Below are 14,638 nucleotides of genomic sequence, written 5' to 3' on the forward strand. Positions count from 1 at the left end.
ATCACCATGTACAACAAGCAAGGCGTCGGCGAGTTCAAGTATTTCGTCGGCGTGAGTTCCCTCGCACAGATCGCCACCCGTGAAGACCGGGTGTGCGTGCTCAACATCCTCGGCGGCGAGTCCAGCGAGGTCACGCCGGTCGGCCATGTGTACTCGGGCGGCAACGTCGTTTTCGGCACGTCGCCCGGACGCGCCGGCCAAGTCCTCGAAACGTCGATGGGCAACGTGCCCGTCTACAACAACGTGCTCGAAGGCCTGAACGCCGGGCATCGCTTCAACTGCGGCGTGATCTACCTGCCGCCCTCGGCGGCGCGCGACGGTGTGGCCGAATTGATCCGCGTGAATCCGGAACTGAAGAAGATCTTCATCGTCACCGAAAAGCTGGCCGTGAGCGACTCGCGCGAGATCCGCGCCATGGGTCAGGCCAACGGCGTCGACATCTTCGGCGGCAACAGCCTCGGCGTGGCGGACACCTGGAATCAGGTGCGCATCGGCGGCGCACTCGGCGGCGACAGCCCCGAGGAAGCGTTGCGGCGCGGCTCGATCGCGATCTACTCGAACTCCGGCAACTTCACGACGACCATCGCAACCTACCTGCGCATGGCGGGGTGGGGCACGACCACCGCCATCTCCAGCGGCAAGGACGTCTACATCCAGTTCGCGGCGCCCGAGTTCGCGTTCGCACTGGCCAACGACAGCCGCAGCAAGGCGGCCGTGCTGTATGTGGAGCCGGGCGGCTACTACGAACTCGACGCCCACTTCACCAAGCCAGTGGTGGCCTGCGTCGTGGGACGCTGGAAGTCGCAACTCACGCGCGCTGTCGGTCACGCCGGCGCCATGGCGGGCGGTGCGGACGACGCGGCATCGAAGGAGCAATGGTTCCTCGACAAGTTCGGGCTGGACCGGATCTTCACGCCCGATGATCCTGTGGTTTCGTCGAAGGGTGCGGTGGTGACGAACATCGCCCACATTCCCGCCGCGCTGACCGCCGTCATGCGGGAGAACGCGTGCCGACCCGACTTCGAGCCCGAAGGCAGCCTGGCGCTCAAGAGCTGGTTCAACAGCCATCGCGGCCTGCAGGTGCCCGTCGCGCTCGATCTTCCAACCGTGGAAGCACCCGCGCCTTATGGGCTTCAGATCGCGGCGCTGAACCGGCAGATCGGCGCGGTGTTGCCGCGCCAGACCATGAAGGACGCGTCGGGCGCATCGCAGATGGACCCCAAGTCGCAGGTGACCAGCCTTCATGGCGCATCGATGCTCGATGCGGCGCAGTACCCGCTCGAAGCCAATGTGAGCTTGTCGCTGCTGCACGAGGCGGGCGGCGTGAACGACCGGGCATTGATCAACGTCGCGATCGGTGCCCATCTCAATCTGCATGGCAAGCCAGCGCTCGCAGCGGCCCAGGCGGCACGCGAAGCCGGCAATGCACCCAACAGCGTGTTGGCTGCAGCGGCGAGCATCGTGGGTCCGCGTTGCCAGATCCGCGCGCGCAAGGCAGTAGCCGCATTGATCGAAGGCTTTGCCACGGCCGGCCTGACCGACGCGCTCGACGAGACTTTCGACACCGGCAAGGTCCGGATCGCCAATACCAGCCTCTTCACCGCTACCGAGCCCGATGCAGCCGCGCAGTCGATGCTGGCGGGCCTGCGCTCGCGCGGCGCCAAATCGGTTTTCGCGCGCTACCTCGAAAGCTTGCCGGGCTACCCGACCGCGGATGCGATGCTGGCCGCCATCACGACGACGCTGGCCTGGGGGCCGCTGATGCGCAAGCGCGTCTCGCGCCTCACGGCAGAAAGCCTGCCCTGGTGGATGCATCTGTTCGGCACGCTGATCGGCGCGTCGGTCGCAGCCGATCAGCATGGGCCCGACAGCTTCTGCGGCATCCCTGCTGCAGACATCCTCGAGCGTCGCCCCATCAGCGAAATCGCCTTCACCGCCTTGTTCGGCCTCAAGCCGAACGCCAGCGACCTCCATGGTTTCCAGTTGCTGGTGGGCTTGCTGCTATCCAACGGGCCGGGCACGATTTCGGCGCAGGGCGCCAAAGGCGCTGTGTCGGCGGACGGCCCGGAAGACCCGGAGCGCGTTCAGTTGAACAAGGCCTTGATCGGTTTCCTGACCCACACCGGCTTTGCGCATGGCGGCAACGGTTTCGAAGGCATTGCGTTCCTGATCGAGCAGTTCAAGGACTCAGGCCTGACCGACCCGGGTGACCCCGCACACGGCATCGATCTGAAGGCACTCGCGCTGCGCTATGTCAACGCCTACGCGCAGTACAAGTCCGACAAGAAGACCAGCGGCAGCCTGGACATCCAGAAGATCCCCGGCGTGAATCATCCGGTGTTCAAGGACAAGCCAGTCAATCACGACCCGCGTGAAGTTTTCATCCGCGAGTTGCTCGCCCGCCGCGGTGAGTACAACGTCTTCCACGATTTCTACAGCACGCTGGTGCAGACGTTGTTCGAAGCTGGCGTGTCGCGCAACGTCTATTGCGTGAACATCGACGCAGTGATCGCGGCCTTGCTGCTGAAGATGCTGTGGCAGCCTTATCTCAAAGGCGAATACAGCGGCGATGCGCTGGAGACGGCGGCCTTCACCATCTTCCTGTATCCGCGCATGCTGGGCTGTGCCGCCGAGATCGACGACCACATGAACCGCGGCCGCAACATGGACACGCGCACGCCCGCGTCGCGGTGCGTCTTCGTGGCCTAGAAGGAGAACCGCGTCCGTGCCAAACTCGGCTGGAACGCACCTTTTGGAGACAACTTGAGGCGTTTGAAAGTCAAGCCTCCGCTGCTCGCACTCGGCGCAGCGCTAGCCTTCACCGTTGCCGCGGCGCTGCTTGTCAATGGCGCAGCGATGCGGTCCGGCCTGGAGCGCCTTGGCGAGGCCGCCCGGCATCGCCTCGACATGATCACAACGCAGCTCGACGGCGAGCAGGCGCGCTTTGGCTACCTGCCGTCGCTGCTTGAAATGACGCCCACCGTGTTCGAGTTGCTCAAGACACCGGACGACGCGCCGCTGCGCGATGAGGTCAATCGATACTTGCAGGGCATCAACGCAACGGCGGGTTCCGCGACGCTCTACGTTCTGGACAGCAACGGCCGAGGCGTGGCTGCATCGGACTGGAATGAAGTCAGCACGCCGATCGGCGTCGACCTGTCGTTTCGCCCCTATGTGCAGGATGCGCTCTCGCTCGGGCACGGGCGCTTCTATGGCGTTGGCGTGACGAGCAAGCGCGCGGGCTACTACCTCGCCTTTGCACTCTTGCAGGACGGCCAGCAGCGCGGCGTCGCCACGGTCAAGGTCGACCTGGAGGGCATGGAGCGTGGCTGGCGCAAATTCCCCGGCGACGTGGTGGTCGTGGACGAGCGAGGCGTGATCATTCTGTCGTCGCGCGAGCAATGGAGGTTCCGGCCGCTTCAACCCCTGGCGCCGCAAGTGCTCGCAGCGATTGCCAGCACCCGGCCCTATGGCGACGCCAACCTGAAGCCGATGGCTTGGAAGATCAATGAGAAGCCTGCTGCGGATACATCGCTGGTCAACGTGGAGGGCCGCAGCTACCTGGTCACCGCGCGCCCCGTCAACATGAATCAGTGGCAGCTGCTGGTGCTGGACGACACCATGCCCGTCAAGACCGACGCCCGGCACTCATGGGAGGTCGCGGCCCTGGGCATGCTGCTGATCTGGATGATCGGCGCGCTGCTGTGGCAACGGCAGCGCGCAGTGCGCCAGAAGCTTGCCAGCCGGGCGGCGCTGCAGCGGGCTCACGACAGCCTGGAAACCAAGGTTGAGCTTCGCACCGCTGAACTGCTCGGGGCCAACGCCCGCCTGGCCAACGAGGTCGAGGCCCGCAAGGCCATCGAGACCGACCTGCGCGAAACGCAGAGTGAACTGGTGCACGCGGGCAAGATGGCCGCCCTGGGCCAAATGTCGGCCGGGATGGTGCATGAACTCAATCAACCGCTCGGCGCAATGCGCACGCTCTCGGACAACGCCTGCGTGCTGCTCGACCAGCAACGCATCGACGATGCGCGCGGCAACATGCAGCGCATTGCCCACCTCGTCGACCGGCTCGGGCGCCTGACCTACCAACTCAAGGCATTCGCCCACAAGACCGAGGTGCCGCGGGTGCCTGTCGCGATCCTGACCGTCGTGAACAACGCGAAATTCCTGGTTTCGCACCGGCTGCGCGCAAACGGTGTGGAACTCGATGTGCAAATCGAGTCGCCGGCGTTGGCCGTGCTTGCCGAAGAAGCGCGACTGGAGCAGGTTCTTGCCAACCTGATGGGCAATGCGAGCGACGCCATGGCGACCTCGCCGGTCAGGCGGCTGCAAGTCGAGGCCAGTGCAGTGGGCGACCAGTGCCGCATCGCCGTCAGCGACACCGGTCCCGGAATCCGCGAGGATGTGTTGCCGCGTCTGTTCGAGCCTTTCACCACCACCAAGCCTGCCGGCGAGGGACTCGGCCTGGGCCTGATGATTTCCGCCCACATCGTCCGTGAATTCGGGGGTAGCCTGAAAGCCGAAAACATGGAGACGGGTGGCGCTTGCTTCGTGATCGAAATGCCACTCGCACCTTCACCGTCAACGCGAAGGGATTCAAATTGAGCAACGAGACCGACATCCGCGTGATTTTTGTGGAAGACGACGCCGACGTGCGTCTCGGAAGCAAGCAGGCGCTCGAGCTTGCGGGCTTCGAAATCGATGCCTTCGCCGCGGCCGAGGAGGCGCAGGCGCGCATCGCGGCCGGCGTGCCGGCTGTCGTGCTGTGCGACGTCAACTTGCCGGGAATCAGCGGCACCGAATGGCTGGGCCGCATCCGGTCCATCGACGCCGACCTGCCTGTCATCCTGGTCACGGGGCATGGCGACATCGCCATGGCGGTCCGGGCCATGCGCGACGGCGCCTACGACTTCATCGAGAAGCCCTTTCCCTCGGACCACCTGGTGGCGGTCGTGCGACGCGCCATCGACAAGCGTCGCCTGACATTGCAAGTGCAATCCCTGCATGAGCAACTCGAGAACTGGCACGGCATACAGGCCGCGATGATCGGCCGCTCGGCGCAGATGGAGCGCGTACGGCGCACGGTGCTCAAACTCGCTGCGACATCGGCCGACGTCATCATCTACGGCGAAACCGGCACCGGCAAGGAACTGGTTGCACGTTGCCTGCACGATCACAGCGATCGTCGTCGCAACCACTTCGTCGCTCTGAATTGCGGCGGACTGTCGGAAGCTCTGGTTGAGAGCGAACTGTTCGGCCACGAGGTCGGCGCGTTCACCGGCGCCACCCGCATGCGCGTCGGCAAGTTCGAGTATGCGCACCATGGCACGCTGTTTCTCGACGAGATCGAGAGCATGCCGATGCCGGTTCAAATCAAGCTTCTCCGCGCACTGCAGGAACGCAGCATTGAACGCCTCGGTACCAACAAGCCGATTGCCGTCGACTGCCGGGTGGTGGCCGCAGCGAAGGAGGACCTCAAACTTCTGAGTGACAAGCAGAAGTTCCGCGCCGATCTTTACTACCGCCTCGGCGTCGCCTTCGTCGAGTTGCCGCCGCTGCGCGAGCGTCGCGAGGACATTCCGGTGCTGTTCGAACACTTCACGCTGCTGGCTGCGAGTCGCTTCGAGTGTGCGGCGCCAATTCTGACAAACAGCCAGCTTGCTGAACTCATGGCGCACGCGTGGCCCGGCAACGTGCGCGAACTGCGAAACGTCGCGGACCGCTTCGCGTTGGGTTTGATGGGTGACCGTCTCGACCTGTCGAAGAGTCCCAACGAAGACGCGGCGACCTTGCCGGAACAGGTGGAACACTTCGAGCGTGCGGTCATCGCCGACGCCTTGCGCCGGCATCGTGGCGACGTGGCCGTCACCGCAAAGGCATTGGGCCTGCCCAAGCAGACGCTCTATGACAAGTTGCGGCGCCTCAAGATCGCCACCGATGAGTTTCGTGGCGCTGAGTGAGTGAGTCAGCGCCGGGCCATTTCAATGCCGAGGGCCAACCAGGGACACGGCTCGTCCTTCGACCGCACTTCTGGCCAGTGCCTCAAGCGTGGCAGCGATGTCGATGCTGGCCGCCGCTGCGCGATCGATGGCGGCAAAGTCGTTTTCCGCGATCACTTTGGCGAACGCCTCGGCTGCAAACCGAAAGCCGCTGCCGGATTCGGCATGGACGTCTTCGAACGGCGTTGCGGTCGTTCCGCGGCGCACGCGCATCTGGCTGGGCAGGTACCCGTGGGGATGCGTTCCGGTATCAGTGCTGGTGTGATTCAAGAACTCGGTGGTGATCACGCCGTTGGTGCCGATGATGCTGGCGAACCGATGAATGCAGACGTCCATCGCGCACGAGAGTTGCGCACGCCGGCCGTCGGCGTAGTAGAGCGTGGCCGTTGCGCTCATGTCGACGCCGGATGCCGCCCAGTTGGCATCGGCGAGAACCCGCTCCGGCGCACAGCCCATCACCAGGCGGATCAGGCTCAGTGGATAACTGCCGGCATCCAGCAGCGCGCCGCCGCCCAACTCCGGTTTCATTCGGATGTTTGTCTGAGGGCTGGGCAGCGTGAACCCGAAGCTCGCCTGGATCGATCGCACGGAACCGATGGCCCCGTCGCGCAGCAGATCGACCAGGTGGCCGGTCTGTGGCTGGAAATACCAGGGATAGGCTTCGAGAAGCATCACGCCGTTCGCCTTGGCCGCATCGAACATGGACCGGGCTTCGGCATGATTGAGCGCGAGCGGCTTTTCACTGAGCACGTGCTTTCCGGCCGCCGCTGCCTTGATGGCCCATTCGGCGTGCATGCTGTTGGGCAGCGGCAGATAAATGGCGTCTACACCAGGATCCGTCAGCAAGGCCTCATAGGTGCCGTGCGAACGGGCAATGCCTTGTGCCGATGCGAAGGCCACGGCTGTCTCGGCATTGCGGCTGGCGACGGCCACGATGTCGACCGTGGGACTCGGCGCGACGTCTCGCGCGAACTGTTTGGCAATGTTGGCACAGCCGAGGATGCCGACGCGAAGAGGCGGAGTGTTCATGAGATCAATGGAAGGCAGGGGGCAAGAAATTCCTCGTGGCCCGCATGAAGGTCAAGCACAGGGCGGAGAAGCGCCCAGTCTAGTTGCGGAACATGTCAAGGATTCGGCTGCGTTCGTCCGAAACTGACTCCTCCTTCACAGGCGCGGAAGCCTCGGCTGGTGTGGGTGTGAACATCCCCCCTGGATTCGCAAGCTCATGGCCCGGCGCGTTGTCGTCGTAGTACCACTCGCCGCCGACATGGACCACCCCGTCGGGCGGCAGAAGCTCAGTCACGGGCACGCCCTTGATCGCGGTCTCCATGTAGCTTATCCAGATCGGTAGGCTCAGGCTGCTGCCCGTCTCTTTGTCTCCCAGGCTGCGAGGCGTGTCGTATCCCATCCATGCGATCGCGGTCATCGTCGGTTGGAAGCCTGCGAACCAGGTGTCGATCGAGTCGTTGGTGGTTCCCGTCTTGCCATAGATGTCGTCGCGCTTGAACGCTTGATACGCCTTCGCGCCGGTACCGCCCTTGACGACGCTTTGCAGCAGCGTGTCCATGATGAAAGCATTGCGCTCCGGAATGGCGCGCGTCGTTTCGTTGAGCAGTGTGGGCCGCGGCTCGACCAACACTTTGTCCTTGCGGTCCGTGATGCGCGTGATCAGGTAGGGATTGAGGCGATAGCCGCCATTGGCAAACACCGAGTAGGCCGTTGCCATCTGCATGGGCGTGACCGCACCGGCGCCTATCGCCATGGGCAGATAGGCGGGGTGCTTCTCGCGGTCGAAGCCGAAATTCGTGATCCAGTCCTGCGCGTAACGGATACCGATGGATTGCGCGACGCGAAGCGTGACCATGTTGATGGACTTCATGAGCGCCGTGCGAAGGGGTACCGGTCCGGAGAAGGTGCCTCCATAGTTCTTCGGCGCCCATGGTTGCCCGCCTGTCGTGGCCGCATCGAAGAAGAGCGGGGCATCATTGACCACGGTGGCTGGCGTGAATCCCTTTTCCAGAGCTGCCGAATAGATGAACGGCTTGAAACTCGAACCTGGCTGACGCCACGCCTGCGTGACATGATTGAACTTGTTCTTGCCGAAATCGAAGCCGCCCACCATCGCCTTGATGGCGCCGTCGCGCGGATCCATGGCGACGAATGCGCCTTCGACCTCGGGTAGCTGGGTGATCTCCCACAAGTCTTTCGGCGTCTTCGCAAGGCGGATGACCGCCCCGCGACGGATCATGATGTTGCGCGGAGCCTTGTCCGACAGGCCCGATTGCACAGGCCGCAGTCCGTCGCCGATGATGTGCAAGGTCTCGCCGTTCGCACGGACGGCCGTGACCTCTTTGGCACTGGCCTTGAGCACCACGGCAGCAATCAGGTCGCCGTTGTCGGGGTGCTCTGCAAGGACGTTGTCGATCGCGTCGTCGCGTTCTTTCGGATCGCCGGGCAGTTCGATGAATTTTTCGGGTCCACGGTAGACCTGGGTTCGCTCGTAACCCATGATTCCGTCGCGCAGGGCCTTGTAGGCGGCCGTTTGATCGACCGCCGAGATCGAGGTGTAGACCCTAAGGCCCCGGGTATAGGTGGCTTCGCCATACTGCGCGTAGATCAGTTGGCGCGCGGTTTCGGCGACATATTCGGCGTGCAGGCTGACGGGGTCCGGGGCGTCGCGCAAGCGAAGCTTCTCTTCCCTGGCTTGCGCTGCCTGCTCAGGCGTGATGAAACCGTTCTCCTGCATCCGGTCGATCACATAGAGTTCGCGTTCTCGCGCCCGCGCAGGATTGTTGGCCGGGTTGTTGGCGCCGGGCGCTTTGGGCAGGCCCGCCAGCATCGCGGCTTGCGCGATGGAGATGTCCTTGAGCGGCTTGCCGAAATAGGCCTCCGAGGCCGCGGCGAAGCCGTACGCCCGCTTGCCCAGGTAGATCTGATTGAGGTAGATCTCGAAGATCTGATCCTTGGAAAGGAGTTGCTCCAACTTGAACGTGAGCAGGACCTCGTAGACCTTGCGGGTCACCGTTTTCTCCGAACTCAGGTATGCGTTGCGCGCCACCTGCATGGTGATGGTCGAGGCACCCTGGCTCCTCACTTTGTTCAAGTTTGCGACCCCGGCACGCACAAGGCCTTTGAAGTCGACCCCGTTGTGGTCATAAAAGCGCGCGTCCTCGGCCGCCAGCACGGCGTCCTTCATCAGCTTGGGAATTGCCGAGATCGGCGTGAATTCGCGGCGCTCTTCACCAAATTCGCCAATCAGAATGCCTTCTGACGAGAACACACGCAGCGGCAGCTTCGGTCGGTAGTCCTGAAGCTCGGAAATTTCCGGCAGGTTCGGATAGGCGGCCACCAGTGCAGTCAATATGACGAACGACAAGGCCAGCGCCCCCGCCAAGACCAGCCCGGTGAGCCAAAACACCACGCGCAGGAGCCAGGATCGCCAGGATCTTGAAACCGGCTTGTCGGCGTGTTCCGAAAAATGCGGTCGATCGGCCATGACAGCAAGCAAATAGCTCAGTTGCGCAGTGTCGCCGAAAATGCCGCTGTCGCGCGTATCCGCGCCTGGACGTCCACAAAGTCGGCCACGAGGATTACCATTTGCAGCCCGGCCGAGGCCTCTCGGCCGTGCGGGAGACAGGAGATGCGAAATGGCAAGCTCGTTCCTTGGCGATCCGCTGCAGATGTGGCGGGACGCCGTGACCAGACTCGAGAAGGACGTCAACTCGCTCGCGACCGGTGGCCTCGGCAACCAGGAGGTCGCTCGCTCGCTGCACCAGTTCTCGACGGTCTCGATGGGCATGCAGCAGATGCTCGAGAAGTTGATCGAGAAGTATCTGGAGAAGGCCAACCTGCCCAGCCGCAAGGAGGTTGGCGAGCTCGCGGCTTCGCTGCGCCGCATCGAAGAAAAGCTCGATCGGTTGTTGCCGCCGGAACCAGTTGCATCGAGGCCCGCGCGTACACGCAGACCGCCTGGCGAAGCACCGACACCGGCGGTGAAGGCTGCGCCGGCCGTCCGAGCGGCAGCGAGCCCCGCGCGTCGTAGCTCCCGAAAGAGCAAGGCCTGAACGATGGCCACACAGACCACCGCTTCACCCGCCGTCAGGACGCCCGATCCGGCGTTGACCGAACGCTTGCGTCTGGAGGTCGAGCGCGCCGTCCAGCGTGGCTTCAAGAGCATCGAACTGCTGGGGGCGCCCCCGCCCGCGGTCGGCGGCACACCCAAGCGTGTGCTGCACAGCCGCGGCACGCTCGAACTGGTGCACTACCGTGCCGTGGCCGATGAGGTGTATCGCGTGCCGTTGCTGTTCGTGATGGCGCCGACCAACAAGGCCTACATCCTCGATCTGGCGCCGGGGCAGAGCTTGATCGAATACCTGCTTTCGCGCGGCTACGACATCTACCTGATCGACTGGAACGCGCCGGACGACAGTGAACGCGACTTGAAGATCGAGAACTATGTGCTCGATTTCATTCCGGACTGCATCCGCCGCGTTCAGGAGGATTCGGGCGAGCAGGACGTGACCCTGGTCGGCTATTGCGCGGGCGGCATGCTGTCGGCCATCCATCAGGCCCTGCATCCCGATGGGCCCGTGAAGAACCTGGTCTGCTTCACCACGCCGATCGATTTCACGAAAATGGAGCTGTTCCGATCGCTGTCGGACCCGCGCCATTTCGACGTGGACCGGTTCGTCGACCGCGTGGGCGTCGTGCCCTCGGACATCGTCGTCGCCGGCTTCGACGCGCTGCGTCCCGCCAGTCGCATCGCCGGGCAGGTCAGGCTCTGGGACAACCTGTGGAACGACCAGTTCGTCAAGGGCTTCCGGATGATGGAGCGCTGGGGCAACGATACCTTGCCGCTACCGGGCGGCTACTTCCGCCAGACGACGCACGAGTTGCTGCGGAAGAACGCCCTGTACGAGGGGACCTTGCACATTGGCGGGCGACGGGTCGATCTCGGAAAGATCACGGTGCCTCTGCTGCATGTGGTGGCGCAGTTCGACCACATCGTGCCGCCGGACTGTGCGCGCCCGCTGGTCGAGCGTGTCGGTTCCGACGACAAGGAGCAACTCGTGCTGCCGGGCGGTCACATCAGCATTGCCGCCGGGCCCAACGCGGTCAAGCGGATGTGGCCGGCACTCGATTCATGGCTGCAAGGACGTTCGACATGACAGAAGTAGAAGCATTGCGCAACTACCCGCGCCGCATCGAATGCGGCGATTCACCCGTCGACATCGCGCGCATGCGCAGCGGCGATCGCGACGCGCTGGTTGCGTTCGTTGCGACACTGCCGGCGCACGACCTGCTGTTCCTGCAACGCGACATCAGCCACCCGAAGGTCGTCGATGCCTGGATGCGATCGATCGACGCGGGAGAACTGACGAGTCTCGTCGCGCGCGACGGCGACGTGATGGTCGGGTGCACCGCGATCTTTACCGACGCGCTGAGCTGGTCGCGCCACGTGGGCGAGCTGCGCGTGCTGGTGTCGCCCGCGTGGCGCGGCAAGGGGCTCGGCCGGGTGCTGATCCAGGAGTGCTTTGCGCAGGCTCTCGAACTCGGGCTCACGAAGCTCGTGGCGCAGATGACCACCGACCAGCGCGCCGCGATCGCCGTCTTCGAGGAACTGGGATTCCGGGCCGAAGCGCTGCTCGGCAATCACGTGGCCGACCGAGAGGGCAGACGGCACGATCTGGTGCTGCTGAGCCACGACGTGGGCGCAGTGGTGGTCCGCAATGTGTTGTATGGCCTGAGTGAAGCGCTCGGCGGATGACTCGCGCGGTCCTACTCGTCGATGCACGGAGAGGACACGTTGAACTTCGTGCCCGCGGACGATGCTATTCGACCGCCGTCGCTTCGATATGCCGCTCGAACCTTTCCAGCAGCAGATGCATTGCCTGTCGAGCCACGGCAAATTCATCGCACGCCGCGCGGGCGGCCATGTCCGCCTCATAGGCTGAGGGCGTCTCGAACACGCATTCCCACCGAACGTCGGGACCAGGGCCTTCAAGCTTCGTGAAGATCCGACCTGCCGGCAATCCCAGGCGTGTCCTGATTGCGCTGGCATGCCGGCGTTGCGCCAGCACGGCATCCGCCCTTCCGGGCAAGGCGTAGTAGTTGGTGATCTCAACAATCATGGTTTTGCACTCCGTGCTGCGTTATCGCCTCCCTCAAGGGATTCGCGTATTGACAAGAATTCTACTTGATCACAAACTGTGATCACAGTATTCTTCGCACGTCGGCAGATGGTCTGTTCGACACGCGCGAGCTGATACGCGAGGAGCCGAAACATGCCAACGATTCAAACCATAGAGACAGTTCTCGTCCAGCTTCCGACGCGGCGCGAGCACAAGTGGACGGGCCTGACGGAGTCCATCGGCCGTTACTTGCTCATCAGGATGACGGACAGCGACGGCCGCGTCGGGTGGGGAGAGGCGCCAGCCCTGAAAGACTGGGGCGGGGAGTTCGGCCGCTACTTCGGCGAATCCACGGCGATCGCCAAGCTGGTGATCGAGAAGTACCTCGCGCCGTCGTTACTCGGCGTCGAGCTCGGAAACTTCGCCGAAATGCACGCCCGCATGGACGCCGTGGTCCGCGGATATCCCTACGCCAAGGCCGCGGTCGACTTCGCCGCCTACGACGTCACAGGGCGCTGGCTGGAATTGCCGGTGCACATGTTGCTGGGGGGCAGGGTGCGGTCCCGTATCCCGGTCACGCATTCCATCGGCCTGATCTCGATCGCGGAGGCGGAGAAGGAAGTGGCGCAGGTCGCCGCCGAGGGCATCAAGACGATCAAGATCAAGATCGGCGTTGATGCGAAGCGCGACATCGACATGGTGCGCACCGTCCGTGGCGCGGTGGGCGAAGACGTCGAGCTCTGCGTCGATGCCAACGAAGGCTATCGCACCCCTGGCGAGGCCATCTCCACGGTGCGCGCGATGGAGAAGTATCGGCTCAAGTATGTCGAGCAACCCGTCATGGGCATCGAGCGCATTGCCGAAGTGGCGCGCGCCATCGACCCGCCGGTCATGGCGGACGAGTCGGCCTGGAACGCCCACGATGTCATCCAGATCAGCGAGCACCGTGCCGCGCAGATCGTGTCGATCTACACCACCAAGCCCGGCGGTCTCTACAAGGCCATGGAGGTGGCCGCTGTCTGCAGGGCTGCCGGGATCATCTGCAACGTCAACGGATCCGTCGAGACAGGCGTCGGCAATCTCGCAAACATCCATCTGGCCGCCGCGGCGCCAGCTGCCACGCTGTCGTGCGTCGTTCCCGTGTCAACGCCGGCCGAATGGCAGAAGGGCCAGGTCGGCGGCATCTATTACCGCGACGACCTGATCGTCGCCCCCATGAAGCTCGTGGATGGTGCCATCGAGGTCCCGACCGCTCCGGGCATGGGCATCGATGTCGATCTCGGAAAGGTCGACAAGTACCAGGTGCGCGACTGATCACCGCCGTCCCACTCTCATCACCAGGAAAACTCAAGATGCGCAAAGCAATCATCGAACGGCAGGTCAAGGCCATGGCCGAGAACGGACTCGACGCCATGGTGTCGTGCTCGCCCGAAAACTACGCCTATGCAACGGGCTTTGTCGTGCCGTCGCAACCGCTGATCCGGCACCGCCACGCGATGGCTATCGTCCGCGTCGATGGCAAGACCGAATTGTTCTCGGTCGACATGGAAGCCAGCACGGTCAAGCGGCGAGCGCCGGACGTGCCCACGCGCATCTGGGCTGAGTTCACCGACGACGCGATGCTGGTCCTGGCGGACCAGTTGAAGAAGCTCGGACTCGGCGAGGCGCGCATCGGCATCGAGATGGACTACCTGCCCGCCGGCGATCTTGCGCGCCTGCAGAAGGCATTGCCGGAGGCCCGCTTCGAACGCTGCGAACACATCCTCGCGCGGCTGCGCCAGATCAAGACACCAGAAGAGATCGCCTTGCTGCGCCGTCTGTCACGCATCGCCGACCAGGCCATCACCGATGCGCTGGCATCCGTCAAGGCCGGCGATTCGGAGATGGACATCGCGGGGCACCTGACCCGCAACGTCTATGCGCTGGGCGCGGAGCATTTCAAGCTCATGATCATCGCGACGGGCGAACGCAGTGTGCTGCCGAACGTGGGCCCGAGCGAACGCAGGCTCAAGCCGCGTGACGTCTGCCGCATCGAGATCTTCTCGGTGATCGACGGTTACCAGGCGGGGGTGTGCCGCACCGCCGTCGTACAGGAGGCGCCTCCGCATGCGGAGCGGATCTGGCAGCACCTCGTCGACTGCAAGTACCGGATCATGGAGCTGGTAAAGCCCGGCGCAAGCTGCCGCGCCATCTACGATGCATTCATCGCGAAACTCGCCGAAGTGGACCTGCCGCCGATTTCTTTCGTCGGGCACGGCATCGGCCTGCACCTGCATGAAGATCCCTACCTCGGAAAGACGCCTATCCTCGGCCGGCCTGGCAGCGACGCCGTGATCGAGGAAGGCATGGTCCTGGGCTTCGAGCCGCTGTGCTACGAAACCGGCTTCGGGTTCGGCATGCAGAACAAGGACATGCTGCTCGTCACCGCCAACGGCTGCGAACTGTTGTCCGACTACGCCGACACCGACAAGCTGCTGGTTGTCAAAGGCTGAACATCAACACTGG

At 63.8% G+C, this 14,638-nt stretch carries 11 protein-coding genes; 8 read left to right on the forward strand and 3 right to left on the reverse strand.

The features are described 5' to 3' along the window. Nucleotides 1-6 precede the first annotated feature (6 nt). Genes AC1DHL_RS03415 through AC1DHL_RS03425 form a run of 3 tightly spaced genes read left to right on the forward strand, consistent with a single transcriptional unit; the run spans nt 7 to nt 5,963 of the window. Complete coding sequence (locus tag AC1DHL_RS03415; RefSeq protein WP_478160650.1) at nt 7-2,709, forward strand: CoA-binding protein; 2,703 nt, start codon at nt 7-9, stop codon at nt 2,707-2,709. A 54-nt stretch (nt 2,710-2,763) separates the two neighbouring features. Further along, nucleotides 2,764-4,608: a sensor histidine kinase gene (locus AC1DHL_RS03420; protein WP_478160652.1), complete on the forward strand. Its 1,845-nt coding sequence runs from the start codon at nt 2,764-2,766 to the stop codon at nt 4,606-4,608. Further along, the gene (locus AC1DHL_RS03425) at nt 4,605-5,963 is read left to right on the forward strand and encodes a sigma-54-dependent transcriptional regulator (RefSeq protein ID WP_478160654.1); all 1,359 of its coding nucleotides are present in this window, start codon (nt 4,605-4,607) and stop codon (nt 5,961-5,963) included. The genes AC1DHL_RS03420 and AC1DHL_RS03425 overlap by 4 nt, the downstream gene beginning before the upstream one ends. Before the next feature lie 21 nt (nt 5,964-5,984). Here the strand turns inward: AC1DHL_RS03425 and AC1DHL_RS03430 are convergent, their stop codons facing one another. Beyond that, nucleotides 5,985-7,031: a Gfo/Idh/MocA family protein gene (locus tag AC1DHL_RS03430; protein ID WP_478100136.1), complete on the reverse strand. Its 1,047-nt coding sequence runs from the start codon at nt 7,029-7,031 to the stop codon at nt 5,985-5,987. 79 nt (nt 7,032-7,110) lie between these two features. Beyond that, nucleotides 7,111-9,498, reverse strand: coding sequence for a penicillin-binding protein 1A (locus AC1DHL_RS03435; RefSeq protein WP_478100138.1), 2,388 nt, complete (start codon nt 9,496-9,498; stop codon nt 7,111-7,113). A 151-nt stretch (nt 9,499-9,649) separates the two neighbouring features. Here AC1DHL_RS03435 and AC1DHL_RS03440 point away from each other — a divergent pair, with 151 nt between their 5' ends. The 3 genes from AC1DHL_RS03440 to AC1DHL_RS03450 are packed head-to-tail and all read left to right on the forward strand — an operon-like array spanning nt 9,650 to nt 11,769. Continuing rightward, a complete protein-coding gene (locus AC1DHL_RS03440) occupies nt 9,650-10,066 on the forward strand; it encodes a hypothetical protein (protein ID WP_478100139.1) in 417 nt (138 codons plus the stop codon). Nucleotides 10,067-10,069: 3 nt separating this feature from the next. Next, nucleotides 10,070-11,170 (forward strand): PHA/PHB synthase family protein, encoded by a 1,101-nt coding sequence (locus tag AC1DHL_RS03445; RefSeq protein ID WP_478100141.1) that lies wholly within the window; start codon nt 10,070-10,072, stop codon nt 11,168-11,170. Further along, nucleotides 11,167-11,769, forward strand: a complete 603-nt coding sequence (locus AC1DHL_RS03450) for an N-acetyltransferase family protein (protein ID WP_478100143.1) — start codon at nt 11,167-11,169, stop codon at nt 11,767-11,769. The genes AC1DHL_RS03445 and AC1DHL_RS03450 overlap by 4 nt, the downstream gene beginning before the upstream one ends. Before the next feature lie 64 nt (nt 11,770-11,833). Here AC1DHL_RS03450 and AC1DHL_RS03455 read toward each other — a convergent pair whose 3' ends face one another. Continuing rightward, nucleotides 11,834-12,133, reverse strand: a complete 300-nt coding sequence (locus tag AC1DHL_RS03455) for a hypothetical protein (protein WP_478100144.1) — start codon at nt 12,131-12,133, stop codon at nt 11,834-11,836. A 153-nt stretch (nt 12,134-12,286) separates the two neighbouring features. Here AC1DHL_RS03455 and AC1DHL_RS03460 point away from each other — a divergent pair, with 153 nt between their 5' ends. Both AC1DHL_RS03460 and AC1DHL_RS03465 read left to right on the forward strand, forming a co-directional pair. Further along, nucleotides 12,287-13,447 carry a mandelate racemase/muconate lactonizing enzyme family protein gene (locus AC1DHL_RS03460; RefSeq protein WP_478100145.1) on the forward strand — a complete coding sequence of 387 codons (1,161 nt, stop codon included), beginning with the start codon at nt 12,287-12,289 and terminating at the stop codon, nt 13,445-13,447. Between the two features lie 38 nt (nt 13,448-13,485). After that, nucleotides 13,486-14,625, forward strand: a complete 1,140-nt coding sequence (locus tag AC1DHL_RS03465; protein ID WP_478100146.1) for a M24 family metallopeptidase — start codon at nt 13,486-13,488, stop codon at nt 14,623-14,625. Nucleotides 14,626-14,638 lie beyond the last annotated feature (13 nt).

This window comes from Variovorax sp. 10L426 (assembly GCF_056395305.1).

What these genes read in the sequence shown, in the direction of transcription:
- AC1DHL_RS03415 (WP_478160650.1), top strand. Translation starts at nt 7, where the DNA reads ATGTACAACAAGCAAGGCGTCGGCGAGTTCAAGTATTTCGTCGGCGTG.
- AC1DHL_RS03430 (WP_478100136.1), bottom strand. Translation starts at nt 7,031, where the DNA reads ATGAACACTCCGCCTCTTCGCGTCGGCATCCTCGGCTGTGCCAACATT.
- AC1DHL_RS03435 (WP_478100138.1), bottom strand. Translation starts at nt 9,498, where the DNA reads ATGGCCGATCGACCGCATTTTTCGGAACACGCCGACAAGCCGGTTTCA.
- AC1DHL_RS03440 (WP_478100139.1), top strand. Translation starts at nt 9,650, where the DNA reads ATGGCAAGCTCGTTCCTTGGCGATCCGCTGCAGATGTGGCGGGACGCC.
- AC1DHL_RS03445 (WP_478100141.1), top strand. Translation starts at nt 10,070, where the DNA reads ATGGCCACACAGACCACCGCTTCACCCGCCGTCAGGACGCCCGATCCG.
- AC1DHL_RS03450 (WP_478100143.1), top strand. Translation starts at nt 11,167, where the DNA reads ATGACAGAAGTAGAAGCATTGCGCAACTACCCGCGCCGCATCGAATGC.
- AC1DHL_RS03455 (WP_478100144.1), bottom strand. Translation starts at nt 12,133, where the DNA reads ATGATTGTTGAGATCACCAACTACTACGCCTTGCCCGGAAGGGCGGAT.
- AC1DHL_RS03460 (WP_478100145.1), top strand. Translation starts at nt 12,287, where the DNA reads ATGCCAACGATTCAAACCATAGAGACAGTTCTCGTCCAGCTTCCGACG.
- AC1DHL_RS03465 (WP_478100146.1), top strand. Translation starts at nt 13,486, where the DNA reads ATGCGCAAAGCAATCATCGAACGGCAGGTCAAGGCCATGGCCGAGAAC.